At 63.2% G+C, this 26,478-nt stretch carries 24 protein-coding genes and 1 pseudogene; 4 read left to right on the forward strand and 21 right to left on the reverse strand.

Translation table 11 applies throughout. The features are described from left to right. Nucleotide 1: 1 nt before the first annotated feature. From miaB to V8P77_RS05035, 9 genes are all read right to left on the reverse strand, one after another. Nucleotides 2-1,423, reverse strand: coding sequence for a tRNA (N6-isopentenyl adenosine(37)-C2)-methylthiotransferase MiaB (gene miaB / locus V8P77_RS04995; protein ID WP_335911077.1), 1,422 nt, complete (start codon nt 1,421-1,423; stop codon nt 2-4). 60 nt (nt 1,424-1,483) lie between these two features. Then, nucleotides 1,484-2,281, reverse strand: a complete 798-nt coding sequence (gene olsA / locus V8P77_RS05000; RefSeq protein WP_335911078.1) for a lyso-ornithine lipid O-acyltransferase — start codon at nt 2,279-2,281, stop codon at nt 1,484-1,486. A gap of 27 nt (nt 2,282-2,308) precedes the next feature. Continuing rightward, nucleotides 2,309-2,737, reverse strand: a complete 429-nt coding sequence (locus tag V8P77_RS05005; RefSeq protein ID WP_003544875.1) for a Fur family transcriptional regulator — start codon at nt 2,735-2,737, stop codon at nt 2,309-2,311. Nucleotides 2,738-2,820: 83 nt separating this feature from the next. Next, nucleotides 2,821-3,321 (reverse strand): GNAT family N-acetyltransferase, encoded by a 501-nt coding sequence (locus V8P77_RS05010; RefSeq protein WP_335911080.1) that lies wholly within the window; start codon nt 3,319-3,321, stop codon nt 2,821-2,823. Further along, the gene (gene tsaB / locus V8P77_RS05015; protein ID WP_335911082.1) at nt 3,318-3,980 is read right to left on the reverse strand and encodes a tRNA (adenosine(37)-N6)-threonylcarbamoyltransferase complex dimerization subunit type 1 TsaB; all 663 of its coding nucleotides are present in this window, start codon (nt 3,978-3,980) and stop codon (nt 3,318-3,320) included. The genes V8P77_RS05010 and tsaB overlap by 4 nt, the downstream gene beginning before the upstream one ends. Before the next feature lie 87 nt (nt 3,981-4,067). Continuing rightward, on the reverse strand, nt 4,068-4,634 hold the full coding sequence (locus V8P77_RS05020; protein ID WP_012755783.1) for a NifU family protein: 567 nt from the start codon (nt 4,632-4,634) through the stop codon (nt 4,068-4,070). A gap of 162 nt (nt 4,635-4,796) precedes the next feature. Then, nucleotides 4,797-5,288 carry a universal stress protein gene (locus V8P77_RS05025; protein ID WP_003544884.1) on the reverse strand — a complete coding sequence of 164 codons (492 nt, stop codon included), beginning with the start codon at nt 5,286-5,288 and terminating at the stop codon, nt 4,797-4,799. A gap of 129 nt (nt 5,289-5,417) precedes the next feature. Further along, a complete protein-coding gene (gene trpS, locus V8P77_RS05030; protein ID WP_335911090.1) occupies nt 5,418-6,482 on the reverse strand; it encodes a tryptophan--tRNA ligase in 1,065 nt (354 codons plus the stop codon). Between the two features lie 130 nt (nt 6,483-6,612). Continuing rightward, nucleotides 6,613-7,011 carry a VOC family protein gene (locus tag V8P77_RS05035; RefSeq protein WP_335911091.1) on the reverse strand — a complete coding sequence of 133 codons (399 nt, stop codon included), beginning with the start codon at nt 7,009-7,011 and terminating at the stop codon, nt 6,613-6,615. A gap of 188 nt (nt 7,012-7,199) precedes the next feature. Between V8P77_RS05035 and V8P77_RS05040 the strand changes: the two genes are divergently transcribed. Continuing rightward, entirely contained in the window at nt 7,200-7,628 is a 429-nt protein-coding gene (locus tag V8P77_RS05040) for a YcbK family protein (protein WP_025392900.1), read from the forward strand. 224 nt (nt 7,629-7,852) lie between these two features. Here the strand turns inward: V8P77_RS05040 and murJ are convergent, their stop codons facing one another. The 4 genes from murJ to mutS all read right to left on the reverse strand — a co-directional run bounded on the left by murJ (nt 7,853) and on the right by mutS (nt 15,521). Further along, nucleotides 7,853-9,427 carry a murein biosynthesis integral membrane protein MurJ gene (gene murJ / locus V8P77_RS05045; protein ID WP_335911092.1) on the reverse strand — a complete coding sequence of 525 codons (1,575 nt, stop codon included), beginning with the start codon at nt 9,425-9,427 and terminating at the stop codon, nt 7,853-7,855. A gap of 38 nt (nt 9,428-9,465) precedes the next feature. Continuing rightward, the gene (locus tag V8P77_RS05050) at nt 9,466-12,372 is read right to left on the reverse strand and encodes a [protein-PII] uridylyltransferase (RefSeq protein WP_335911093.1); all 2,907 of its coding nucleotides are present in this window, start codon (nt 12,370-12,372) and stop codon (nt 9,466-9,468) included. 134 nt (nt 12,373-12,506) lie between these two features. Further along, nucleotides 12,507-12,782 carry a hypothetical protein gene (locus V8P77_RS05055; protein ID WP_003544896.1) on the reverse strand — a complete coding sequence of 92 codons (276 nt, stop codon included), beginning with the start codon at nt 12,780-12,782 and terminating at the stop codon, nt 12,507-12,509. 12 nt (nt 12,783-12,794) lie between these two features. Continuing rightward, nucleotides 12,795-15,521, reverse strand: coding sequence for a DNA mismatch repair protein MutS (gene mutS, locus V8P77_RS05060; protein ID WP_335911094.1), 2,727 nt, complete (start codon nt 15,519-15,521; stop codon nt 12,795-12,797). Nucleotides 15,522-15,634: 113 nt separating this feature from the next. Between mutS and V8P77_RS05065 the strand changes: the two genes are divergently transcribed. After that, nucleotides 15,635-17,917, forward strand: a complete 2,283-nt coding sequence (locus V8P77_RS05065; RefSeq protein WP_168343490.1) for an NADP-dependent malic enzyme — start codon at nt 15,635-15,637, stop codon at nt 17,915-17,917. A 149-nt stretch (nt 17,918-18,066) separates the two neighbouring features. On the opposite strand, the gene olsB is transcribed toward V8P77_RS05065, so the two are convergent. From olsB to V8P77_RS05095, 6 genes and pseudogenes are all read right to left on the reverse strand, one after another. Then, nucleotides 18,067-18,945, reverse strand: a complete 879-nt coding sequence (gene olsB, locus V8P77_RS05070) for a l-ornithine N(alpha)-acyltransferase (protein WP_017958720.1) — start codon at nt 18,943-18,945, stop codon at nt 18,067-18,069. 108 nt (nt 18,946-19,053) lie between these two features. Then, nucleotides 19,054-21,336: a PAS domain-containing hybrid sensor histidine kinase/response regulator gene (locus V8P77_RS05075; RefSeq protein WP_335911095.1), complete on the reverse strand. Its 2,283-nt coding sequence runs from the start codon at nt 21,334-21,336 to the stop codon at nt 19,054-19,056. 55 nt (nt 21,337-21,391) lie between these two features. Then, on the reverse strand, nt 21,392-21,895 hold the full coding sequence (gene lspA / locus V8P77_RS05080) for a signal peptidase II (RefSeq protein WP_003544911.1): 504 nt from the start codon (nt 21,893-21,895) through the stop codon (nt 21,392-21,394). Beyond that, nucleotides 21,892-22,752 carry a TrmH family RNA methyltransferase gene (locus tag V8P77_RS05085; RefSeq protein WP_335911096.1) on the reverse strand — a complete coding sequence of 287 codons (861 nt, stop codon included), beginning with the start codon at nt 22,750-22,752 and terminating at the stop codon, nt 21,892-21,894. The genes lspA and V8P77_RS05085 overlap by 4 nt, the downstream gene beginning before the upstream one ends. Beyond that, on the reverse strand, nt 22,749-23,846 hold the full coding sequence (locus V8P77_RS05090; protein WP_335911097.1) for a class I SAM-dependent methyltransferase: 1,098 nt from the start codon (nt 23,844-23,846) through the stop codon (nt 22,749-22,751). Before V8P77_RS05090 ends, V8P77_RS05085 begins: the two co-directional genes overlap by 4 nt. A 185-nt stretch (nt 23,847-24,031) precedes the next feature. Then, nucleotides 24,032-24,623: pseudogene (locus V8P77_RS05095) on the reverse strand (NUDIX hydrolase). Between the two features lie 109 nt (nt 24,624-24,732). On the opposite strand from V8P77_RS05095, the gene V8P77_RS05100 reads away from it, so the two are divergent. Continuing rightward, nucleotides 24,733-25,188, forward strand: coding sequence for an SRPBCC family protein (locus V8P77_RS05100; RefSeq protein ID WP_335911098.1), 456 nt, complete (start codon nt 24,733-24,735; stop codon nt 25,186-25,188). A 17-nt stretch (nt 25,189-25,205) separates the two neighbouring features. Then, a complete protein-coding gene (locus V8P77_RS05105) occupies nt 25,206-25,640 on the forward strand; it encodes a GNAT family N-acetyltransferase (protein ID WP_335911099.1) in 435 nt (144 codons plus the stop codon). A gap of 34 nt (nt 25,641-25,674) precedes the next feature. Here the strand turns inward: V8P77_RS05105 and V8P77_RS05110 are convergent, their stop codons facing one another. Both V8P77_RS05110 and V8P77_RS05115 read right to left on the reverse strand, forming a co-directional pair. After that, nucleotides 25,675-26,007 carry a LapA family protein gene (locus tag V8P77_RS05110; protein WP_003544923.1) on the reverse strand — a complete coding sequence of 111 codons (333 nt, stop codon included), beginning with the start codon at nt 26,005-26,007 and terminating at the stop codon, nt 25,675-25,677. Between the two features lie 160 nt (nt 26,008-26,167). Next, nucleotides 26,168-26,467: an integration host factor subunit beta gene (locus V8P77_RS05115; protein ID WP_003544934.1), complete on the reverse strand. Its 300-nt coding sequence runs from the start codon at nt 26,465-26,467 to the stop codon at nt 26,168-26,170. Nucleotides 26,468-26,478: the final 11 nt, after the last annotated feature.

The raw sequence follows: 26,478 nt of genomic DNA on the forward strand, positions 1-26,478 counted from the left end.
GTTAGACCGCAGCCTCTGCGCGTTCGGCAAACAGGCTGTTTGTTCCGGTCCCTGTGATTCGCACTTTAATAATGTCACCGATTTGCGATGCTTTTGCATCAACATTCACGGATTGAAGCCAGGGAGAACGTCCGATTAGTTGTTCCGGCATGCGACCGGGCTTTTCGAGCAACAGGTCGATCTCTTTACCGATGCAGGATTCGGCAAATTCCTGCTGCTGCTTCAGGAGAAGCATTTGCAGGCGTTCCAGCCGTTCTGCCTTGATCTCTTCCGGCACCTGGTCTTTCAGCTCCGCGCCGGGCGTGCCCGGCCGTGTCGAGTATTTGAACGAGAAGGCCTGTGCATAACGGACCTCCTCCACAAGCCTGAGTGTATCCTCAAAATCCTTGTCTGTCTCCCCCGGAAAGCCGGTGATGAAATCGCCCGACAAGGCGATATCCGGCCGCACGGTGCGGATGCGCTCGATCAGCGCCAGATATTCGGCCGCCGTGTGACGCCGGTTCATCGCTTTCAGGATGCGGTCGGAGCCCGATTGCACCGGCAGGTGCAGATAGGGCATCAGTGCGCTGAGGTCGCGATGGGCATTGATCAGCCGGTCGTCCATGTCGCGCGGATGGCTTGTGGTATAGCGCAGGCGGGCAAGGCCGGGGATCTCGGCAAGCCGGTAGAGCAGGTCGCCGAGGCTCCATGCCTCGCCTTGGCTGCCGGCGCCGTGCCAGGCGTTGACGTTCTGCCCGAGCAGGGTTATCTCGCGCACCCCGCTGCCGGCGAGCTTTTCGGCTTCCTCGACGATCTGGGAAACCGGCCGCGACACTTCCGAGCCGCGTGTATAGGGCACGACGCAGAAGGTGCAGAATTTGTCGCAGCCCTCCTGCACCGTCAGGAAGGCGGTGACGCCGCGGGCGCGGATCCTTCGGCTCTCGGCGATCGGCAGATGCTCGAATTTGTCCTCGATCGCATATTCCGTATCGACGACGCGCTGGCCTTGTTTGGCCAGGCGCAGCGCCTCCGGCAGGCGATGATAGGTCTGCGGGCCGATGACGACGTCGACGGCGGGTGCGCGGCGCAGGATCTCCTCGCCTTCGGCCTGGGCGACGCAGCCGGCAACGCCGATCATCATCTCCCGTCCGTCCGCCGCCTTCTTCTTTTTCATCTCGCGCAGCCGCCCGAGCGCCGAATAGACCTTCTCGGCCGCCTTCTCGCGGATATGGCAGGTGTTGAGGAGAACGAGGTCCGCCTCTTCCATATCCTCAGTCGGCTCATAGCCGTCGCGGGCGAGCGCATCGCTCATGCGCATGGAATCGTAGACGTTCATCTGACAGCCATAGGTCTTGATGAAGACCTTGCGGCTGTTGCTGCCGTCGCGGAGGCTCTCGCTGGGAATTGCCTCGGGGGCGTGGAGAAGGGCGCTGTCCTGTGTCATGGCGCGCTATTTAGTGGTTTTTGCCGCCGGAGAAAATCGAAATCTTGTTTTAGCAGCCTGCTAGGAGATTTCCCGCCCGCGCAGGCGGCTGTTCAGGAGGTTGCGGATGCGCAAGGCGATCGTCGCGCTCACCTCCTTGCGGCTGGTCTCGGCGCGGTAATCCACCGCCTCGCCGAAGGAAACCTCGGCGTCGATGGCGCCGCAGCGCACGATGTCGAGGAGGTGCGGCAGCAGCTCGATATCACCCGGCCAGGCGGCGAGCGGCCGGTGATAACGCCCCATGGCGATGCCGTGCACCCTGGTATAGGCAACCGCCACCGGCTGCACCACGACGGTTCCCGTCGGCGAATAAGGCACGGCCATCGCGGCGGCGCCGAACAGCGAGGACTTGACCTCCAGCAGCCGGTTGCCGTCCGAGGTCGTGCCCTCGGGGAAGAGCACGACGATCTCGCCGTCGGCCATGCGCCCGGCGATCTCGTTTGCCTGATGGCCGGTCTTGCGCCGCTCCTCGCGCACCACGAAGACGCTCTTCTGCAGCTTGGCGAGCGTGCCGAAGATCGGCCAGTCGCTCACCTCGATCTTGGCGATGAAGGCGACGTCGGCAACGGCAGACAGCACCATGATATCAAGCCAGGAGGAATGGTTGGAGCAGAGCATCAGCGGCCGGCGGTCTTCCAGCCTGCCCGTCACGTGGACGCGGATGCCGAGGCAATAGCAGACGATCCGGTGCCAGGCGCGCGGCAGCCGGCGGCGCAGCCGCCAGTCGAAGCGCAGCGCCAGCAGCTGGAGCGGCATGAGCACGATGCTGACCGCAAGGATGACGATCGCGGCGAAGGCGATGCGCAGCCAGGCGATCAAATGCTGGTCTCCCGGGCGGCCATTGCTTCAGAGGTCTTCTTTCTTCAACGGGACGCCGTAGAGCTCCAGCCGGTGATCGACCAGCCGGAAGCCGTGCTCGCGGGCGATGCGCTCCTGCAGCGCCTCGATCTCCGGCGAGCGGAATTCGATGACCGTGCCGGTCTTCAGGTCGATGAGATGGTCGTGGTGTTCTTCCGGCACCGTTTCGTAACGCGAGCGCCCATCGCGGAAGTCGTGGCGGGCGATGATGCCGGCATCCTCGAACAGTTTCACGGTGCGATAGACGGTCGAGATCGAGATCTTCGCATCGACTTTCACCGAGCGGCGGTAGAGTTCTTCGACGTCGGGATGGTCTTCCGAATCTTCCAGGATGCGCGCGATCACGCGGCGCTGCTCGGTCATGCGCATGCCGCGTTCGGTGCAAAGCTCCTCAAGCGTCTTGGCTACATCAGTCATCGCCGGCCTATAGAGATATTCGTGTTTCGACAACGCCGCTGGGGCATTTGCGCCGGCCTGCATGTCATCTCGCTGCCAGGGAACTACCGAAGAACGCGCTTCATGACAAGCGCCGTGGAGAGGGCGCCGTTTTCTTGTTTGTAGTAACCCTGACGTTCGCCGACCTTTTCGAAGCCAAGCTTGCGGTAGAGGCCAAGCGCTGCCGTATTGCCGTTGTCGACCTCAAGAAACATGCTCTCGCCGCCGCGCGAGCGCGCTTCCCGCATCGCCGCCTGCATCAGCCGCCAACCAAGTCCGGCACGGGCGACCTTCGCCTGCACGGCAATCGTCAGGATCTCCGCCTCGCCGGCGACATGGCGGGCGAGAATGAACCCCGGAAGCGGCTTTTTCAGGATGGCATTGGTCTGGCGCGCGACGAAGCCGAAGACGGTATCCTGCATCAGCAGGCCGTGAAATTCGCCGTCGCCCCAGGGCCGGGCGAACCGCTCGCCGTGCAGGGCGGCAACATCGCGGCAATCCTCGCGCTCCATGGCGATGATCTCGAATTCCGGTTTCAGCGTCAGATAGGCTTCCAGCATCGTCATACTCGTCGCGCAATCGCGTACCCGGCCTGCGGCTTGGCATCGGGTCCGCGCAGATAAAGGGGCTTCGGCTTTCCGGCATCGGGGGAGGCGGCAGCGCCCAGGCGCGCCACGACGGAGATCGGGAACCTGTTGGTGTGATCGCCGCCGGCGTCGGCCTTGAGCAGGGGCGTCGCCGAGCCGGTAATCTCGCCGTCGAAGCCGGCGGCAAAAGCCTGCGCTTCCGCAACGCTGACTGCCCGTGGCGCGTCGAGAGACGAACCGTCGGCGGCGAAGGACTGGAGATAGATTTCGTCCCGCTTGGCATCCATCGCCGCCAGCACGGCGCGATGAGGCGTCTTGTCGCGCTGGGCTGATGCCATGACTTCGAGCGTGGTGACGCCGACGGCGGGTACATTGAGGGAAAGCGCAAAACCGCGGGCTGCGGCAACGCCGACGCGGATACCGGTAAAGGAGCCGGGACCGATGGTGACGGCAAGGCGGTCGACATCCGAAAGGGGCAGCCCCGCCTGATCGAGTGCGCGATCGACGATACCAATCAGATGTTCAGCATGCCCCTTGCCGATCATGTCCGATGCCTCCCCCAGCACCGTATCCCTGCCGCTGTCATAGACGGCGGCAGCACAGTCCACACCTGCCGTGTCGAGCGCCAGAATGATCATGCCATCAATTTCCGAATAAACCAGTGTCGCCTATCGATAAATCCGTTCGGCCGAACCTGAGATGAACGGCGGGACGGATTCAGGATTTTAAGCGGCAATCACTTCCTGCACTTCCGGAACGAAATGGCGCAGCAGGTTCTGGACGCCGTGCTTCAGCGTTGCCGTCGAAGAGGGGCAGCCGGCGCAGGAACCCTTCATGTTCAGATAGACCTTGCCATCCTTGAAGCCGCGGAAGGTGATGTCGCCGCCATCCTGGGCAACGGCCGGGCGCACGCGGGTCTCCAGAAGCTCCTTGATGGTCAGCACGATCGATTCATCGCCTTCGTCGAAGAATTCGTCACCGGCATCGGCGTCTTCGGAAAGGATGGAGGCATCGCCCATGACCGGCTTGCCGGACATGAAGTGCTCCATGATCGAGCCTAATATAGCCGGCTTAAGATGCTGCCAGTCGGCATTATCCTTGGAGACGGAAATGAAATCATAGCCGAAATAGACGCCGGTGACGCCCGATATTTCGAACAGGCGGGCAGCGAGCGGCGAGGCCTGAGCCTCCTCAGTGCTGCGGAACTCGGCCGTGCCGTTTTCCATCACCACCTTGCCCGGCAGGAACTTCTGCGTGGCGGGATTCGGCGTGGCTTCGGTCTGAATGAACATCTGATTCTCCATGCGGCCGGCCCATGGTTTCGGCCGTCTTTAGAATTCTTCAAAAGAAGATAAGCCGATTGACGGCTCTAATCAAGAGACTTGTACTCAAGAAATGCTAGAGTTAGAGCATGATGTCGTCCGAAAACCGCTCACAGTTTTCGGCATCATGCTCTAGCAGAGAGCGTCGATTTCCTCGTTGGTCAGCGTATCCGGCAGCACGGTGACTGGGATCGGAAACGCCGCTGCGCGACCGGCAACCGAGGAGACCAGCGGCCCTGGACCTTCCTTCGCCGAACCGGCGGCCAGAACCAGGATCGCCACATCGCGGTCTTCCTCGATCACGGCGTTGATCTGTTCGGCAGCACCGCCCTCGCGGATGACGACCTCTGGCTCGATGCCGATGGTCTCGCGTACGATCTGGGCGATCTTGGCCACGACCGCCTCGGCCTCTTCACGCGCTTCGGCCCGCATGATTTCTTCGACACCTAGCCATTGCTGGAAATCCCCATCGGGGATCACATAGAGCAGCACCAGCCCGCCATTGGAATTCTTCGCGCGCCGGCCGGCATAATGAACGGCGCGTTGGCATTCGGGTGTACCGTCGATTACCGCCATGAATTTGCGGCGGTGACCTTCGAGCCGTGAGAGTCGCTTCGATACCATAGCGCGGACTCTGACACCCGAAGCGGAAAATTTGCAAGCCCAGTTTTTGCCCTGATGCCCCAGAAGAAATCCCCTTCTCCCCAGGGGAAGGTCCCCTTCTCCCCTGGCGGGGAAAAGGGGAGATTTATCTCAATAGAGGAAGCCGATGACGTCGCGCACCTGTTGCATCGTCACCTCGGCACGGCCCCTTGCGCGCTCGCCGCCCTTGCGCAGGATCGCGTCGATATGGCTGGTATCGTCCATCAGCCGGCGCATTTCGCCGGTGATCGGCGCGAGCACGTTGATTGCCAGGTCAACCAGCGCCGGCTTGAAGACGGAGAATTGCTGGCCGCCGAATTCGGCAAGCACGTCCGCCTTCGACTTGTCGGCGAGTGCGGCATAGATCGCCACCAGATTGTCGGCTTCCGGACGGCCCTGCAGCCCGTCGATCTCGCTCGGCAAGCCGTCCGGATCGGTCTTGGCCTTGCGGATCTTCTTCGAGATCGCGTCCTCGTCGTCCATCAGATTGATGCGCGAGAGATCGGAGGGGTCCGACTTCGACATTTTCTTGGTGCCGTCGCGCAGCGACATGACGCGCGGTGCCGGTCCGCCGATCAGCGGCTCGACCATCGGGAAATAGGCATGCACCGGCTCGTTGCCGACGGTGATGTCGACGCCGTAACCGGTCCTGCTGATATGCTCGGCATAGTCGAGGTTGAACTTCATCGCGATGTCGCGGGCAAGCTCCAGATGCTGCTTCTGGTCCTCGCCAACAGGAACATGGGTGGCGCGATAGACGAGAATGTCGGCGGCCATCAGGCTCGGATAGGCGTAAAGGCCGAGCGAGGCCTGTTCGCGGTCCTTGCCGGCCTTGTCCTTGAACTGCGTCATCCGGTTCATCCAGCCGATGCGGGCGACGCAGTTGAAGATCCAGGCGAGTTCGGCATGCTGCGGCACGGCCGACTGATTGAAGACGATATGTTTTTCCGGATCGATGCCGGCGGCGATGAAGGCGGCGGCGATCGAGCGCGTCTGGCTCGGCATGTCCTCATGCACGAGCTGGGCGGTGAGCGCATGCATGTCGACGACGCAGTAGATGCAGTCATTGCCTTCCTGCAGCGCCACGAACCGGCGGATCGCGCCGAGATAATTGCCGAGATGCAGATTGCCGGTCGGCTGTACGCCGGAGAATACGAGTTTCTTGAATTCGTTCATGTCGTCCTCAATAGGCTGGTGGAGGGCCCACGCTGTCACAGTTTAAATTGCTGCAGAATGCAGCAGGGCTGTTCGCCCATGTTGTTAACGCCGCGGCTTATGCACGGGCAACCGGTCGCAATCAAGGGGCTCAGGCGGCAGTGTGCTGGATCAGATCGAAAGTGTTGCCGTAGGGATCCGCAAACACCGCCACCGTGCCGTAAACCTCGTGACGCGGCTCTTCCAGAAAGCGCACGCCGACTGCCAGCATCGCGGCATGGTCGCGGGCGAAATCGTCGGTCTTCAGAAAGAAGCCGACACGCCCGCCGGTCTGATTGCCGATGGCCGCGCGCTGCGTCTCGTCTGCCGCCTGCGCCAGGAGAAAGGCGGCTCCATCCCCACCCCTCGGCTTCACCACTACCCAGCGCTTGCCCTCCGGCTGCGGCTCGTCCTGAAGGCAATCGAAACCAAGACTATCGCAGTAAAAAGCCTTGGCGCGGTCGTAATCGTCGACCACGAGGGTAACGAGAAAAAGAGACTGGATCGTCATGTGCTGCCTCGCGTTTGAGATGTTTATTCCAGTTGTGAGCGGAAATTTCCCGGATTTTAAGCCGAATTGATCAACTGCCTTACTCACAATTGAGTATAAAATTTCACAAAAAAGCTTTTTTTGAACCGAAAATCCTGCGCCTGGTGCCGGCGCCGTTGGGGTCGCTGGGATAGCCGATCGGAGCGACCATGCAGAACGCAATTTTGCTCGCCATGGCAGGCCTTTTCGCCCTACAATCAGCAACGGCTGCCGTCGGTCAAGACATGAAAAGGCATGCCATTCATCTTCCAAAACCTCAGGCACGTCTCGCCTACACGGTCCAGACCGTCAGCGTTCGTGCCAGTTGCTTTCCGGGGCGCCTGCGAGCGATCCTGTCGCATATCGCCGCGAAGACCGGGCGACGCCCGGTGATAACCTCTGGCCACAGGCCGCATCCCCGCCGCCATGGCTCCCTGCACGGGAAATGCCTGGCGGCCGATTTCAGGATGCCCGGCCTGTCGGAGCGCACGATCATTGCTGCCGCAAGAAGCGCGCCGGGCATCGGCGGCATCGGCAGCTATTGCAACGGCATCATTCATGTCGATGTCGGACCGCAGCGACGATGGGTGGATTGCTGAAGAAATTCTAGGAAAAATGCTGCTCGGCCTTGTGCCACTGCTGTCCGGTTGGCGCTGATGACTGCCCCTCACCCTAACCCTCTCCCCGTAAAAACGGGGCGAGGGGACGTGCCCTACGAGAGCGAGTGGGAAACGGAGAGGGCGCGGCATGTCCCTTCGCCCCGCAAGCGGGGAGAAGGTGGCGGCAGCCGGATGAGGGGCTGGTGTCGGTAATCCCCCAAGCCTCACCCATCCGGCGCCGGCTTGCGGTTCAGATTGCGTCGGATCATGCCGAGATTTGCCCCGCCGACCAGGAAGGCGGCGGCGAAATAGATCAGCATGGCGATTGCGATCAGCAGCCCGAGGGTGCCGATCTTGGTGAGAAGCGGCGCGCCGGAGGCAAGCCAGGGTGCAAAATACTGCTTGAGGAAGACAATGGCCGCACCCATCACTGCCGCTGCGACGACCAGCAAAGCGGTGCGCTTTGCCAGCGCCCATTCCCATGTCAGGTGACCACGGCGCAAAAGCGTGGCAAACAGCAGCACGGTGCTGATCCAGCCGGCCGTGGCTTCGGCAACGGCGATGCCGGGCGCGCCCATATAGGGAAAGAGGGTCAGCGCCGTGGCGCAGTTGGTCGCCACCGCGATGGCCGAAAAGCGCATCGGCGTCTTGGTGTCTTCGCGGGCATAGAAGCCGGGCTGCAGCGCCTTGATCAGCACGAAGGCCGGCAGGCCGATGCCGTAAATCGCCAGGATCGAGCCGACGACGGCGGTGTTTTCCTGATAAAAGGCGCCGCGCTCATAGAGCACGCGGATGATCTCGTCGGAGAGGATCCAGAGCGCGAAAGCGGCGGGGATCGTCAGGAACAGCACGAATTCGATCGAGCGGTTCTGCAGGTTTCCGGCCTCGCGCAGGTTGCCGCCCTTCAGCGCCCGGGCAAGTTCCGGCAGAAGCACCACGCCGACGGCGACGCCGACGACGCCGAGCGGCAACTGATAGATGCGGTCGGCATATTGCAGTGCTGCGATCGCGCCGTCGCGGGACGACGCAATCGCCTGGCCGATCAGCTGGTTGATCTGGGTGATGCCGCCGGTCACCGCCGCCGGCACAGCCAGGATCAGCAGCCGCTTGACATTCGGTGTCATCTTCGGGAAACGGAAGCCGATGCTCATGCCGGCCGCAAGCACGCCGACATAAACGACGGCAAGCTGCAGGACGCCGGCGGCAAGAACGCCCCAGGAGAGGTACCAGGCCGTCGCCAGCGGATCGGCGCCGGTATAGAGCGCATAAAGCAGCGCTCCGATCATCACCACGTTGAGGAAGACGGGCGCGATGGCGGCGGCGAAGAAATGATGCAGCGAATTCAGCATGCCGCTCATCATCGCCGTCAGCGACATGCACATCAGATAGGGAAACATCACCGCCGCCATGCGGATGGTGATCGAGAACTTTTCGGGATCGTCGGCAAAGCCCGGCGCGATGACGAAGCGCACCAAGAGCGGCATGGCAAGCTCCATCACGATGGTGATGAGCAGCAGCACCGAAAACAGCACGCCGAACACTTCTTCCGAAAAGCGTTTGGCGCCATCCGTGCCGTTCGCCTCGATCTCCTTGGCAAAGAGCGGCACGAAGGCGGCGTTGAAGGCGCCCTCGGCAAACAGCCGGCGGAAGAGATTCGGAAAGCGGAAGGCGGCGTAGAAGACGTCGGCCATCGGTCCGGTGCCGAGGGCCGCAGCCATCAGCGTTTCGCGGGCGAAGCCGAAGATGCGGCTGCCGAGGGTGGCGCCGCCGACGGTCGCGAATTTCTTGACCAGGCTCATGCGTTTGGGCTCATGCGTGGGGGCTCATGCGTTCAGACTCATATAGGGGAACCGGCCTTCTTTTCGCTGGCAGGCGGGGTCCGGGCGGTGGCGGCGGGTGCGATGATGCCGGAGGGCATGCGCTCGCGCAGCTCGTCTTCTTCTTCGGCCATGACGGCCTTCATCCGGGCGGTGATGTTGGCGCGCTTGCTGTCCCCGGAAATTTTCTGGCCGACCAGATCGGTGACGTAGAAGGTGTCGATCACCTTCTCGCCGAAGGTGGTGATGCGGGCCGACTGGATGTCGAGCGACAGGTCGGAAAGGACGGCGGTGATCTCCGACAGCAGCCCCGGCCGGTCGAGGCATTCGACTTCGATGACCGTGAACTTGTTCGACAGGCTGTTGGTGATGTTGACCGACGGCGGAATGACGAAGGCCTTGCTCTTCTTGCGGTTGCGCGCGCGCGTGGCGATGACCTCGGGCAGGCGCTTGCGGCCGGACAGCACGTCCTCGATCATCCGGCCGATCGTCGCGGCCCGGCGCAGTTCGTCGGCATCGTCGGTAAATTCGCGGCTGACATGGATCGTGTCGAGCGCCCGTCCGTCCGATGTCGTGAAGATCTGCGCATCGACGATGTTGGCCCCGGCTGCGGCACAGGCGCCGGCAATGACGGCGAGCAGCCGCGGATGGTCGGGCGACAGCACGGTGATCTCGGTGATCGCGTGGAAACTGTCGGTGCGCACCGTGGTGGCGAGCGCCTGGCCGGCCTTGTCAGCTTGGCGGATGAAATGGGCGTGGCGGATCTGGTCCTCCAGCGGCACGGAGAGCAGATAGGGCTGGTAGTGCAGCTTGGTATAGATGTTGCGGTCCTTCTGGCTCCAGTCGGCGAGTGCGGCCCGCAGCGCGTCGGCCGCGGCATTGGCCCGCTCCTTGCGGGAGACCTCCGAAAAGCCGCCGGCGAGCAGCAGCTCGGTCTCATAATAGAGCGTGCGCAGCAACTGGCCCTTCCAGCCGTTCCACACACCCGGACCGACGGCGCGGATATCGCAGATCGTCAGGATCAAGAGCATCTTCAGCCGGTCGAGAGACTGCACGCGGTCGGCGAAATCGGTGATTGTCTTGCGGTCGGTGAGGTCGCGGGTCTGCGCCACCATCGACATGGTCAGATGTTCTTCGATCAGCCAGACGACGATTTCCGTCTGCTTCTGCGACAGGCCGAAGCGGGCGCAGAGCTTGCGGGCGACGCGGGCGCCGGCGATCGAATGATCCTCCTGCCGGCCCTTGGCGATGTCGTGGAGGAGCACGGCGAGATAGAGCGCCTCGCGATCCTCGATGCCCGGCATCAGCTTATTGGCGAGCGGGTGCAGATCCTCGGCGCGCCCCTTGTCGATTTCGGAGAGAATGTCGACGGTGCGGATCAGATGTTCGTCGACCGTATAGTGGTGATACATGTTGAACTGCATCATCGCGACGATCTTGCCGAATTCTGGGATGAAGCGTCCGAGCACGCCGGCCTCGTTCATCCGGCGCAGGATGAGCGCCGGATCCCGCTTCGACGTCAGGATCGACAGGAACAGCCGGTTCGCCTCGTCGTTTTCCCGCAAGGCATTGTCGATCAAGGCGAGTGAACGGGTGACGCGCTTCAGCGCGTCCGGATGGAATTCCAGCCCGTTGATGTCGGCGACGTGGAAGAGCCGGATGATGTTGACGGGATCGCGCTTGAAGACTTCGGGGTCGGCCAGCGCGATGCGGCCGCGGTCTTCGACGAATTCGACGCTGCCGGCGATCTTGCGGTTGCGATGGGTGAAGCGGCTGATGACGCCGGTGAGGCCCGGGATCGACTTTGCCTGCTGGTCTTCAAGTGCGGCGCAGAGGATGCGCGTGAGATCGCCGACATCCTTGGCGACGAGGAAATAGTGTTTCATGAAGCGCTCGACGGCCGAAAGGCCCGGGCGGGTGTGATAGCCGAAGGCTTCGGCGATCTCGCGCTGGATATCGAAGGACAGGCGCTCCTCGGCCTTGCCGGTCAGGAAGTGCATGTGGCAGCGCACCGCCCAGAGAAAATCGTCGGCCTTTTCAAGCAGGCGGTATTCGTGCTTGGAGAGCACGCCGAGCTTGACCAGCTCCGCCTGGTCGCGCACGTGATAATAATATTTCGAGATCCAGAACAGCGTGTGCAGGTCGCGAAGCCCGCCCTTGCCTTCCTTGACGTTCGGTTCGACGAGATAACGCGTGTCGCCCGCCTTGCGGTGGCGCTCGTCGCGCTCGGCAAGCTTGGCGGCGATGAATTCAGGCCCGGTACCGGTGACGATCTCCTTGTCGAAGCGGGTCTCGAGCTCGGTTTCCAGCCGCTGCAGGCCGCAGATGTAGCGCATCTCCAGGATGGCGGTGCGGATCGTCATGTCGGATTTGGAAAGCGCGATGCACTCCTCCAACGTGCGGGTGGCGTGACCGACCTTGAAGCCCATGTCCCAGAGCACGTAGAGCATGAATTCGACCGCCTTGTGCGTCTCTTCCGCCGGCCTCGGCAGGAAGAGGAACAGCAGGTCGATATCCGAGCCGGGCGCCAGCGTGTCGCGGCCGTAGCCGCCGACGGCGGTGACCGCGAACTTGTCCTTCTGCTGCGGAAAGATATGGGCGGTGGCGAAATTGTAGAGGACGGTGGTGATCTGGTCCTGCAGCCAGGAAATCCGGTAGGCGCAATTGAGCCCGCCGCCATCGGCCATAAGTGCCTCGCGTGCCTTCTGCCGGCCTTCGGTGCTCGCCTTCTTCAGCACCGCCAGAAGATCGGCGCGCAGGACGTCGGGCCGGTTTCGGTTGGCCTCGGCAACGGCGTCACACTGCTTCTGCAAGAGCTCGACGTCGAGGATATTGGGGAAATCGAGGTCGCGCATCGCTGTCGCCGGGGCGGTTTCCTGTTCATGCCGGACTGCCGGTTCACGGCCTGCCGCTTGTTTCGTCTGCATGCGCTATAGCCCCTTTGCCCGGCGATTGACACGGGCCTTCATACTGCAAGAACCTTTAAATTTGGCGAAATGGTGTTGGTTCGCCGCAAGATGCACGGGCGCTTTGACGCAAGGCGCCGGGCGTCCCGAAATCTTCAGCCGGCGGCCCGCGCATTCAGCAGATGCAGCACCTGCCGTGTCTCGCGCATGATCTCTTCGAGCGCCTGTCTGTCGCATTCGCGATAGCCGGCCTTGGCAATCGAGGTTCCGAGCTCGGAAATCACGGCGCAGCAGCGGGTGATTTTCAGCATGCCGATCGGAGACGTCCAGCCGCGGGCATTGCGGTCCTTATCGGCGCGCCGCATCGTATCGAGCATGGAACAGATGAGCGAGAGACGCTCGGTTTCGCGAACCAGTTTTTCCATGAACATGGCGCGCTACTCCTATTTCAGCTTCTTCTTGAGGTCGTAAAGCGCATCCATGGCCTCGCGCGGCGTCATATCGTCAAGGCTCATCGCCTTCAGCGCCTCCTCGACCTTGGAGGTCCCGCGGGCGGTTTCCTCCCGGCGCACCGCCACCTGGAAGAGCGGCAGGTCGTCGATCAACTGGCTCGCCGGGTTCTTGCGGTCGGCATCTTCCAGGCGGGTGAGCACGTCGCGCGCCCGCGCCACGACCGAGGCCGGAAGCCCAGCAAGGCGCGCGACCTGGATGCCATAGGAGCGGTCCGCCGCACCCGGCCCGACCTCATGCAGGAAAATGACGTCGCCGTCCCATTCCTTGACGCGCATCGTCGCGTTCGATAGCCGGCCAAGCTTTTCCGAAAGCACGGTCAGTTCGTGGAAATGCGTGGCGAAGAGGCCGCGGCAGCGATTGGCCTCATGCAGGTGCTCGACGGCGGCCCAGGCGATCGACAGACCGTCGAAGGTGGCGGTGCCGCGGCCGATCTCGTCGAGAATGACGAGGGAACGGTCGCTCGCCTGGTTGAGGATCGCAGCCGTTTCCACCATCTCGACCATGAAGGTGGAGCGCCCGCGCGCCAGATCGTCGGAGGCGCCGACACGCGAGAAAAGTCGGTCGACGATGCCGATATGGGCTGATGTCGCGGGCACAAAGGAGCCCATCTGCGCCAGGATCGATATCAGCGCGTTCTGGCGCAGGAAGGTCGACTTGCCGCCCATGTTCGGGCCGGTCAGCAGCCAGATCGCCCCGTCCCGGTCGCCGGTCCTTGGCGAGAGATCGCAATGGTTGGCGACGAAGGGGCCGCCCGCCTGCCGCCGCAGCGCCTGCTCGACGACCGGATGGCGCCCGCCCTCGATGGCAAACATCTTCGAGCCGTCGACCTGCGGGCGGCAATAGGCCTGCTCCTCGGCGAGAAGCGCCAAGCCTGCGGCGACGTCGACGACGGCAAGCGCCCGAGCGCCCGCTTTGATCGCCTCGGCTTCGGCAACGACGGCCGCCGTCATCCTGTCGAAGGCTTCGAGCTCGATCGTCAGCGCCTGGTCGGCGGCATTGGCGATGCGGCTTTCGAGGTCGGCAAGTTCGGTCGTGGTGAAGCGCATCGCGTTCGCCATCGTCTGGCGGTGGATGAAGCGGGCCTTCGCGTCCGCCGTCTCCGTCATCGGCGAGGCGTTGCCGGCGGTCACTTCGATGAAATAGCCGAGGACGTTGTTGTGCTTGATCTTCAGCGACCGGATGCCGGTTTCCTCGGCATATTGCAATTGCAGGCCGGCGATGACGCGACGCGACTGGTCGCGCAGTGCCCGGACCTCGTCGAGCTCGGCGTTGGCGCCGTCGCGCAGGAAGCCGCCATCGCGTTTCAACAGCGGCAATTCGTCGGCGAGCATCTCGGCAAGCAGCTTTTCCAGTGCCGCGGGAAGGGCCTGCAGGCCGGACAGCGCCTGGCCGAGCTCTTCGGGCAGCATCGCCTTGCCGAGCATGGCCGCAACTCCGCCCGCCGCGTCAAGGCCCTGGCGTATCGCTGAGAGATCGCGCGGGCCGCCGCGGTCGAGCGCCAGGCGAGACAGGGCGCGCGGCATGTCGGGCACATGTTTCAGCGTGTCGCGCAGATTGCCGCAGAGCAGGGGTTCGTCGATCAGGAAGCCGATCGAATCGAGCCGCGCATTGATGCGGGCGGGGTCGGTCAGCGGCGACATCAGCCGCTCGGCAAGAAGCCTGGCGCCGCCGCCCGTGACGGTGCGGTCGATCGCCTTCAGTAGCGAACCGTTGCGATCGCCGGAGAGCGTGCGGGCAAGTTCGAGATTGGCGCGGGTGGCGGGATCGATGAACAGCGTCGAGGCCGCACTTTCCCGCTCCGGCTTTCCAAGCGGCGGACGCTCGGCAATCTGCGTCTTCTCGACATAGGCGACTGCGGCGGCTGCGGCCGCAAGTTCGGCGCGCGAGAAGGTGCCGAAGCCGTCGAGTGTCGAAACGCCGAAATAACGCGCGATCCGGCCTTCGGCGCTGGCGCTGTCGAAGAGCACGGAAGGCTGCGGCACGGCTGTGCGGCCGAGCACGTCGAAGACCGGCTTGAGTTCGGGATCGTGAAACATCGTGTCGGGCAGGATGAGCTCGCGCGGATCGATGCGCAGGATATCGGCAAGCAGCCGCGAGGCTTCGGTCTCGGCAAGCCGGAAGACGCCTGTGGAAATATCGATCCAGGCAAGCGCCAGTAAGGCCTCGCCGCTGGCGCGAATACGGGTCAGCGCCATCAGATAGTTTGATTCCGAGGGCGAAAGCAGCTTTTCCTCGGTAATCGTGCCTGGAGTGACGAGGCGCACGACGTCACGCTTGACGACGGATTTTCCACCGCGTTTTTTCGCTTCCGCGGGATCCTCGATCTGCTCGCAGACGGCGACGCGGAAGCCGAGTGAAATCAGCTTCTGCAGATAATCATCGGCTGCATGCACCGGAACGCCGCACATCGGGATATCCTGACCCATGTGCTGGCCGCGCTTGGTCAGCGTGATGCCGAGCGCGCGCGAGGCCTCCAGCGCATCCTCGAAGAACAGCTCGTAGAAATCGCCCATGCGATAAAACAGAAGCGAACCCGGATTGTTCGCCTTGATCTCGATATATTGCTCCATCATCGGCGTCGCCGAGGCACGGCTTTCCGCCGTGGCGAGCTCGGCCGCCGAAAAGGCTTCATTCCCTGTGTCTATTCGTGCGTTCACGGAGGTGCAGTTTTTCCCAAAAAAACAGGTGCCAACCCTATCCGCGCGCCGCTATAGATGACAACAGCATTTGAGGAAGAGCAAAGCGTCGCCCACAGGACGTTGGAGGATTTATGCCCGATATCGATAAGAAGGACCGGCCGGTGACCTCGGTTACCGACCAGGAGGCGCTCGATTTTCACGCAATGGGCCGGCCCGGCAAGCTGGAGATCAACCCGACCAAGCCGATGGCGACGCAACGCGACCTCTCGCTTGCCTATTCGCCGGGTGTTGCGGTGCCCGTGAAGGCGATCGCCGCCGATCCGCAGACGGCCTACGATTATACGGCGCGCGGCAATATGGTTGCGGTTATTTCCAACGGCACGGCGATCCTCGGCCTCGGCAATCTCGGCGCGCTGGCATCCAAGCCCGTCATGGAAGGCAAGGCGGTGCTGTTCAAGCGCTTCGCCGATGTCGATTCCATCGACCTCGAGATCGATACGGAAAATGTCGACGAGTTCATCAACTGCGTGCGCTTCCTCGGTCCTTCCTTCGGCGGCATCAACCTCGAGGATATCAAGGCGCCGGATTGTTTCGTCATCGAAAGCCGGCTGCGCGAGCTGATGGACATTCCGGTGTTCCATGACGACCAGCATGGAACGGCGATCATCGCCGCCGCCGGCCTGATCAACGCGCTGGAGCTGACCGGCCGCGACCTGAAGACGACGAAGCTCGTCTGCAACGGCGCGGGTGCGGCGGCGATCGCCTGCGTCGAACTCATCAAGGCGATGGGTTTTGCGCCTGAGAACGTCATCCTCTGCGACACCAAGGGCGTCATCTACCAAGGCCGCACCGAGGGCATGAACCAGTGGAAATCGGCGCATGCGGCAAAGACCGACACGCGCACGCTGGAAGAGGCGATGAAAGGCGCAGACGTCGTTTTCGGCCTGTCGCAGAAGGGCGCGTTTTCGGCCAAGATGATCCGCTCGATGGCGGAGCGGCCGATCATCTTCGCCATGGCCAATCCCGATCCCGAGATCACCCCGGAAGAGGTGGCGCGCATCCGCGACGACGCCATCATGGCGACCGGCCGTTCGGACTATCCGAACCAGGTCAACAACGTCCTCGGCTTTCCCTATATCTTCCGTGGCGCTCTCGATGTCCGCGCCTCCACCATCAACGACGCGATGAAGATCGCTGCCGTCAATGCGTTGGCAAACCTAGCCCGCGAGGACGTTCCCGATGACGTCGTTGCCGCCTACCAGGGCAACCGGCCGCGTTTCGGGTCGCAATACATCATCCCCGTTCCCTTCGATCCCAGGCTGATCTCGGCGATCCCGGTGGCAGTCGCGCAAGCTGCGATCGAAAGCGGCGTCGCCCGCAAGGTCATCACCGACATGGCCGGTTATGCCCGCGAGCTTTCGGCTCGCCGCGATCCGATCGCCTCGACGCTCGCCAGCCTTTACGAGCGCGTCCGCCGCCGTCCGAAGCGGATCGTCTTTGCCGAGGCCGAGGAAGAACAGGTCCTGCGTGCGGCGATGTCCTACGCCAACCAGCAGCTCGGCACCGCCATCCTGCTCGGCCGCGAGGACCTGATCCGGGCGACGGCGGAACGCGCCGGCATCGATCTCAACCGGCCGGGCCTCGAAATCGTCAATGCGCGGCTTTCGACCCGGGTCGAGGCCTATATCGACTATCTCTATGCCCGGCTGCAGCGGCACGGTTACCTTCACCGCGACGCCCAGCGGCTGATCCATAACGACCGCAACCACTTCGCCGCCACCATGGTGGCGCTCGGCGATGCCGACGGCATGGTGACGGGCATCACCCGAAACTATTCGACGGCGCTCGAAGACGTGCGCCGCTGCATCGATGAGAAGCCCGGCCACCGCGTTATCGGCGTATCGCTGGCGCTCTGCCGCGGCCGCACGGTCTTCGTTGCCGATACCGCGGTGCACGACATGCCGACGGCCGAGGAGCTTGCCGATATCGCCGAAGAGGCCGCCGGTCTGGCGCGGCGCATGGGTTATCCGCCGCGGGTCGCCATGCTGGCCTATTCCACCTTCGGCCATCCCTCGGGCGAACGCTCCGAGCGGGTGCGCGAGGCGGTGAAGATCCTCGACAAGCGCCGCGTCGATTTCGAATATGACGGCGAGATGGCGGCCGATGTCGCTCTGAACCGCAAGGTGATGGAGCAATATCCCTTCTGCCGCCTTTCCGGGCCGGCCAACGTGCTCGTCATGCCGGCCTTCCACTCGGCCTCGATCTCGACCAAGATGCTGCAGGAACTCGGCGGCTCCACGGTGATCGGCCCGATCCTCGTCGGTCTCGACAAACCGGTGCAGATCACCTCGATGGGCGCCAAGGACAGCGACATCGTCAACATGGCGGCGATCGCCGCCTACGGGGCGGGTTAGTAGTCTTCCGCGCCTATAACAGAGATATGTGCTCGGCTAGCAGCGCCTCCGCCGGGCACATATTTTTCGGTGATTGAGACATGCACGGGAGTTCAATTCGCTGGGGGACCTCAAGACCGACCCCTCAACGCTGCTTCGTCTGAATTACCCTAGCTCGCAAAGCGGCCGGCGTCGGCGCCGTAATAATTCAGATAACGGTCCGAAATGCTGGAGATCGGCAGCACGATCAGCACGTCGGTCGTGTTGAAGGCATGATCGACGACCGCATGGGAGCCGACCATCGCACCGAGGCGCAGATAGCCCTTGATCAGCGGCGGCAGGGCCATCAGCGCCCGCTTCGGGTTGATGGCCTCGACCGGCATCAGGTCCATGTTGCGGGCCAGATGCGGCAAGGCGCCGACGGCCCATTCGTTCTTCGCCAGCACATTGTGGTAGAGGAAGGACAGCGCCAGCGCGTGGCTTTCGAGATAGACGCCGGGGAAAGAGGCACAGCCGAACATGGCGCTGACGCCGTGCTTCAGCGCGTAGGCCCAGTTGCCCTGCCACAGGAGCTCGACGGTGCGCTTGGTGCGGTATTCCGGCAGCACGCAGGAGCGGCCGAGCTCCATGAAGCGCTTGTCCGGATGTTTGGCGATAAGGCCCTCGATTTCGAATTCGGAAGCCGAGTAAAAACCGCCATTGGCGATAGCGACATCCTGACGCAGCAGACGGTAGGTGCCGACGATCTGGTCTTCCGGGTCGCCCTCGATCGAGCGGTCGAGAACGAGAAGATGATCGCAGACGGCGTCATAGGCGTCGACATCGCGCTGGCGGCGCATGGCGTCCAACGGCAGCTGCGCCTTCATTTCGTCGACGAAGACGCGGTAGCGCACGGCCTGGGCGGCATCGATCTCGCGTGCCGTGCGGGCAAGGCGGGTCTCCAGATTGCCGATGCGGCCGAGGATATCGCCGTCCTTCTGTACAGCAGCCGTCGAGGGCCGCGCAGCCTCGGCGGTGGTGTCACGATTCAGGATGTCGATGGCGGACATAACGATTCTCCCGTTACCGGCTTATCGACGCCATAAAACACTTCTCTACGACAGGAAAGTGACATTTTGAGTTTCCACGCGCAAGAAGCGTGCCGGTTTCTGAGGCGCTCACCGCGCCTCTGCCCGGCGGGCGGAAAGGGCGGCGACCGCCTGAACTTCAGTCAGCAGCCGCACCGGATCGACCGGCTTTATCATGACGCGGTTGGCGCCGTTGAGCAAGACTTGGCGGCGTGATTCGTCGCTCTTGTCTGCAGTCAGCACGATCACCGGCATCGGGGCGAGATCGAGCCGCCGCTCGTGGCCACGCAGGCGTCCCAGCATGTCGATGCCGTTGCCACCCGGCATCGAGAGATCGCTGATGATGATATCGGGCCGGGCATTCGCCTCGCAGAGTGCATAGTCGAGCAGTGTCTCGAAATCTTCGACATGGCGCACCTTGTGCCCGCCCTTTTCCAGAACGACACGCACCAGCATGGCATTGATCGGATCGTCTTCGCCGAGCAGGATGCTGAGCCCGCCGGCGGCAACCAGCGTCTCAGCCACCGAGAGGCCGAAGCCCGGCTGGTTATCGTTCAGCGCGTCGCGTTTCTCCATGCCGCGCATACGCCCGCGCAGCACGTCGATCAGCGACTGTTCGCGCAGCGGCCGGATCAGCCAGGCATCGAAGAGGTCAAGCGGATGGGCGCTGCGCTCTTCCGGATTGACGAGCAGGACCTTGCGCAGGCCAAGTGCGGCGATTTCGGCGCGATCGGCAAGATGGGCGGAAAATTCCGCCGACATGCGGTGGTCGATGATGATGTCGGTCGGCCGCCGTCCGCCCTTTGCCAGTTCGAGCAGCGTTGCCCGCGCCGTCTCGCCGTCGCCGACGAGATGGCAGAGACCGCCGAGCGCTGTGATCGTTTCGGCGATGGCAGTGCGCGCCGCACCTGCCGGCGCCAGCAGTACGACACTGTTGCCGGCAAGCAGCGTGTTTCGCCGGTCGGGGCGCTCGCTGCCGATATCGACAGGGAAGCGGATGGTGAATTCGCTGCCTCTGCCCATTTCGCTGGCAACCGTCAGCGCGCCATTGAATTCGCGCATGATGCGGGCGGAGATGGCAAGGCCGAGCCCGGTGCCGCTGCTCTTGTCGGCAACGCTCCCGCCCTGCTCGAACTCGCCGAAGACGCGCGCCTGCTCCTCCGCCGTCATGCCGGGGCCGCTGTCGGTCACGGTGATCGACAGGTCGTCGCCGTCGAGCGACACGCGGATAAAAACGCCGCCGACCTGGGTGAACTTCACGGCGTTGCCGATAACGTTGAACAGAACCTGGCGCAGCCGCGCCGGGTCGAAGCTCATATTTTCGGGCACGTCGGATGACACGGTGGCGCCGATCTCGATCCCCTTCTCATGCGCCCGGTGGGCGAGCATCTCGACGACGCTTTCCAGGAGTTTGCGCAGCGATTCCGAGCGCGGGTGCAGCGCGAAGCGGCCGACCTCGATGGTGGAGAAATCGAGCAGATCCTCGACGAGCTGCGTCAATGCATGGCCGGACTGGCGGATATTCGCGAGATAGTTCTGCTGCTCCTGCGTCAGCCGCGTCTCGGCGATCAGATGCGTCATGCCGAGGATGCCGGAAAGTGGTGTGCGCACCTCGTGGCTGACGGTGGCAAGCAGCCTCGATTTGGCGGCGCTGTTATATTCGGCCTTCTGACGGGCCTCCTCGCGGCCCTGCGCAATCAGCCGCTCGTCGGTCACGTCGCGGGCAACGCTCTGCAGCAGCAGGCGGCCGTTCGCCGGGTCGCGGGTGACGACATCGCGCCAAAGGAAGATGCGCTGGCCCTCCGGCGTCGAAATCTCGACATCGTAGCAATGCGGTACCGGGCCGGGGCGGAAGGCAATCCCGATCTCCTCGCAGGTGCGTCCTTCCGGACGCAGCCGTCCGGTCAGGCGGCGAAAGGTATCGTTGGCGGAGATGATGCGCCGGTCCATGGTGCGGCTGACCGTGATGTCGCCGAGCACGTCGTGCACGTCGGCGAACAGCTTTACGCCGGCGTTCCAATCCGGCATGGGTTGACCGGGGCGCTGCCCGACCCTGCGCGAGCGAACCATCAACAGGGCATAGCTGGCGATGACGGCCAGGCCAAGGATGACGAGACCACCCGAAAGCAGCAGCGGATCGCCGGCGTGGGCAAGCAGCATCAGGATCGTTGCGGCAAGAAGGCCGGCGCCGCCAAGCCAGTAGAACAGCAGGCGCCGTGTCGGTGCAGGCCCGCCCTGGCGGTCATCGGCGCCCCGGGGTGCGGCTGCGTTCGGCCGTGGGGAAAAGACCTCCATCCGCTTCTCAAGCGGCTTGGCGGCGGGTCCACCGAAGGCGGCGGACAATCTTTCCTGCAACTGTCCCAGGTTCTGCATGCTATCTGGCTAACATGAGGCCCGTTCCGAATGCCTTCAGGATTTCGATAAGATTTTAGCGGCCGGCCTTTTTCGGCAAAAGCAGCTCGTCGAGAATGACGCAGCCGGCCCCGATGGTGATGAAACTGTCGGCGAGATTGAAGACCGCGAAGGACCAGCTCTCGGTGTAGAAAAGAATGTAATCGATCACATGCCCATAGGCGAAGCGGTCGACGAGATTGCCGATCGCGCCGGCGATGATCAGCGCATAACCGAGATGGGCGATCCAGCGATCCTTCGCCGTGCGGTACCACAGCCAGATGACGAAGGCGACGATGACGAGCCGCATGCCGACGATGAACCAGCCGTCCATGCCTGATAGCATCGAAAAGGCGACGCCGAGATTATAGGTGCGGTAGAGCGCCAGCATCGGAACGACGGGCACCGCCTCCTGCAGCGGCAGGTAATGATCAACGGCGATCTTGACGGCCTGGTCGATCAGAACGGCGACGACGATGAAGAAGAGGATCGGTGCCGGGCGCGAAAACAGCGCCGGGCGTGCATGCGTCTGTTCGGTCATTTGCCCTCGGCAAGTGAGAGGAGATGGCGGCGTGCCTCGAAAAGCATGACGGCAGTGGCGACGGCGAGGTTCAAGGAATCGGCGCGGCCCTGCTGCGGAATACGGGCAAGCGCGTCGGCCTCCCTGGCAAGCTGTTCCGGCAGGCCGGATTGCTCGTTGCCCATCAACAGCACGACGGGCTTTTTCCGGTAGTCGATCGTCCGGTAATCGACCGCGCCGGCAAGATGCGTCGCAACGACGGAAACGCCGGCCGATTTCCGCCAGGCGATGAATTCCTCAGGCGTCGCCCGCGCGACCGGAACGGCAAAGACCGAGCCCATGGTTGCCCGCACCGTTTCGAGCGAGAAGGGATCGGTCGTTTCTCCGAGAAGTATGATGCCGGAAGCCCCAGCCGCATCGGCCGTGCGGATGATGGTGCCGAGATTGCCGGGGTCGCGTACCCGATCGAGCGCCACCCATGTCTCGCCCTCGCTCGGTCGGATACCCTTCAGCGGCGCCCAGCGCTGCTCGAAGATGCCGACGACCATCTGCGGATTGTCGCGGCGGGTGATCGAGGCGATCACCTTTTCGCTGACCTCGAGCACCAGCCCGCCCGAGGCGACGGTCTTTGCCGCCATCTGCTCGACCAGCGGCTTGCCCTTGGCGGCCTTGGCATAGACCAGCGTGCGGATCGCCCAGCCGAGTTCGATCGCATCGATGACGAGCTTCAGTCCTTCGGCGAGGAAAGTACCGCTTTCCTCGCGAGACTTCTTGTTCGTCAGCGCCTTGATGTCCTTGATGATCGGATTGGCGAGCGAGGTGACTTCCTTCACCTGTCCGACCCTGCGCGGTCCCTGATCGTGGAAGTCCTTGCTCATTTCGGCACCCAGCGGGAAAAGAGGGAGGTGGAAAGCGCGCGGCCCTGCGTCTTGCCGTCGGTGCCGGCTTCGCGAATCACCAGCTCGCCGGATTCGACCACACCGCCGGCGCCCCGCATCGTCTCGCGCATCAATTCGTGGATCGAATAGAAGCTGGCGCGGATCGAATAGGCCGTCAGCACCAGGCCTACTGCTTTCGGCGACAGGATTTCGCGGCAGACATCGAGCATCAACGGCAGATGCTCGAAAAGATGCCAGACTTCGCCATTGGGGCCGCGGCCGAATTTCGGCGGATCGGTGAGGATGATATCGTACTGGCTGCCGCGGCGTTCCTCGCGCAGGATGAATTTCATCGCATCCTCGCAGATCCAGCGGATCGGCAGTTTCTCCATGCGCCCGAGCGCCTGGTTTTCCCGCGCCCAGCCGATCGCCTTCTTCGAGGCGTCGACATGGGTGACCTCGGCGCCGGCTGCGGCGGCAACCAGCGAAGCGACGCCGGTATAACCGAAGAGGTTCAGCACTTTCAGCGGCCGGCCGGCCTTTTCGACCTGCTCTTTCATCCAGCTCCAGTGGACGATCTGTTCGGGGAAGACGCCGACATGGCGGAAGGAGGTGAAGCGGCCGAGGAAATCGACGCCGAGCAGATTGAGCGGCCAGGTCTCGCCGAGCGCCTCCTTCGGGAAGCGCCAGCGGCCGGTGCCTTCCTCGTCGGTGTCGCCGGTGAAGGCGGCATCGACCTTTTCCCAGACTTGGGGCGCCAGAGAAGGCCGCCACAGCGCCTGGGCTTCCGGACGGATGATGCGATAGGGGCCGTATTGCTCGAGCTTTTCGCCGTTGCCGCTGTCGATCAGATGGAAATCGCCGGCCCCGAGCGATTCGAGGATGACGGGCACGCGCTCGGTCGGACGCTCGCCGCTGCGTGTCATCAGAGGACGCACGACGGCGGCAGGCACGGCAGCCTCGCGCACCGCCTCACGGGTTGCCGCGGGCCGCGCGACCGGCTTCGGCGGCCGGCCTGACCGATCGTCCCTGCGGCTTTCACCGGAAGGACCTGATGTTTTCTTCTGGCCCGGCCGGCCCTCTCTCTGTTTCAACGTGCTCTTCCGCGTCTCTGTCGGGTGTCTTATCGGCTTTGCGTCGGCTGCAGGCCCGCGCGTCTTTTGAAACGCGCAAAGCGCGCTGCGGCACTTTGAATATGCAGTAGCCCAGAAAAGCGGGGCGGATCAACTGCGCTGCCGGCCAGCCCGGGCAAGCGGACAGGGTTTTCCCGGCGCGGCGCCTATTTCAAGCCCTCGGAGGCCTGTGTGCGAAGCCAGCTTTCCGCCGCATAGAGGGCTGCGACATGCATAGACTGCATGATGACCGCGCCCGGACTGCAGTTCGCCGAGGATGGCAGCAAGATCCGCAAATAGCAGCTCGACCTTCTCGCCGGGATCGAAAGACGGTTCGCCGGCTCGGTTCAGCCCGAGCGCCAGCCAGCTCGTTACCGCGTTGCTGTGATTAGCGGCATTCGGATAGGAGGTGAGCAGCTTGACGAAGGTCGAGGCTTCATAGCCGGTCTCTTCCTGGAGTTCGCGCTCCGCCGCCGCCATCGCCGCATCGCCGGTCTTGCTGTCGCCGGGTTCGAGGCTGCCGGCGACCAGACCGAGCACGATCTCGCCGCGGCCATGCCGATATTCCCGCGTCAGCAGCACGCGTCCGTCGGGCATCACAGGGATGACATTGATCCAGTCGGGATAATCGAGCACATGGAAGGGCGCGACGACGATTCCATCGGCGGTGACGCAATCGTCGCTTCGGACCCGGATCCAGCGGTCCTCATAGGTGATGCGGCTTGCCGTCACGCTCCAGGGCTTCAGTTCGTCATTCATCGTCAATTCCCCGTTCCGGGTGGCAAGCCCGCAGATAACATTCCCTTCCGTCTTGGCAAAGCGCTTTCCCGCTGGGATAAGATGAGCGAATCGAAGATGGGGCCATCGAATGGATTTCACCGGCGAAGAACGCATCGCCGCGCCGCGGCGCGTCGTCTGGGCAGCACTCAACGATCCCGAGATCATGCGCGGCTGCATTCCAGGCTGCCAGAGCATCGAACGGCTGTCGCCTGATGTCTTCGAGGCGACGATCAAGGTCAGGTTCAGCCTGCTGTCTGCCACCTTCCACGGGCTGCTGACGCTTTCCAATGTCGACGCACCGAAGAGTTATACGCTGTCGGCCGAAGGCAAGGGCGGTCTTGCCGGCTTCGCCAGGGGCAGCGCTGATATCGTGCTCGAGGAAAGGGACGCCGAGACGATCCTGCACTACCGGTCGAAGGCTGAACTCGGCGGCAGGCTCGCCCAGCTCGGCGCCCGCCTGCTCGATTCGACTTCGCAGAAGCTCGCCGAAGGGTTCTTTTCGGACTTCAATGCCGCCGTCGTCGCGAAGATGGCGGCGGGTTAGGCTTGGCGCGGGCGGAGATGAGGTGGATCATCAGGCCGCCGCGGGCGGAAGACCAGGAAGTGCTTGCGGAGATTTACCTTTCCGTGCGCCGCGAAACATTCGTCTGGGTCGATCCGGGCAAATTCCATCGCGAGGATTTCGCCGCCCATACCAATGGCGAGACGGTCTTCGTCTGCGCGCATGAAAGCGGCAGCGTCGCCGGTTTCCTGTCGCTCTGGCCGGAGGACGATTTCATCCACATGCTCTACCTAAAACCGGAATTCCAGGGTCAGGGCGCAGGCACGGCGCTGCTGCACGCCCTGCCGGAATGGCCGCAGCACCGGTATCGGCTGAAATGCCTGGTGAAGAACCGGCGTGCAAAGGCGTTCTACCTCGCCCACGGTTTCCACGTGACCGGCAACGGCGCGTCGCCGGAAGGCGATTATGAGGAACTGAGCTTTTTCCCGGTTTGACGGGCAGCCGGCCTTCGAAATATCGAATCAGGTCTTACCGGGCCGGCAGCTGCCCGGCGATTTCCTCGGCGCGGTTCTTGTGGCGGTCGGCCTCGCTTTGCCAGCGGATGGCTTCCTTGGCCTCGGTGCGGGCGCGCTTGCGGTGTTTGCCCTGGCTGAACCAGGTGGCTGCCGCCCCGATCAGCATGCCCGCGATCAGCGCGACGACCAGGAAGACGAAGAAGGGTGCGGAAACTGCAAGCACCTGATCTTCCGGCCGGAACGGATTGAAGGCGAGCGTGACGCTCTGCCGGTTGGCGACGCAGAAGACGATGAGGATGACACCGAGCGGCAGCAAAATCAACAGGTTGACGATCTTCTTGGCCATTTGAGGTCTCCACGCGGCAGATTGCGCCGGTCTTTTCGAAGGGCGCGTTTCATGCTTGCAGCGCCACGCGTCTTTGTAAGACGCGGAAAGCACGATGCGTTAGCAGAATAGGAAAACGACCGTCGAGTTCAAGTGCGATTTCGCCGCAGGCAGCGACGGCTCAATCCTCTTCGTCGGCCTGGCCGGGATTAAGCCGCTCGCGCAGCTCCTTGCCGGTCTTGAAGAAGGGAACCCACTTCTCCTCGACGAAGACGGTATCGCCGGTCCGCGGGTTGCGGCCGGAGCGCGAAGGGCGGTTCTTGACCGAAAAGGCGCCAAAGCCGCGCAATTCAACTCGGTTACCCGCAGCCAGTGCATCCGTGATCTCGTCGAGAACCGCGTTGACGATATTCTCGACGTCGCGATGATAGAGATGCGGGTTGCGTGCCGCAACAATCTGCACCAATTCGGACTTGATCACCTTCGCCCCCT

Source organism: Rhizobium aouanii (assembly GCF_037002925.1).
In the GTDB taxonomy this organism is placed as follows: domain Bacteria; phylum Pseudomonadota; class Alphaproteobacteria; order Rhizobiales; family Rhizobiaceae; genus Rhizobium; species Rhizobium aouanii.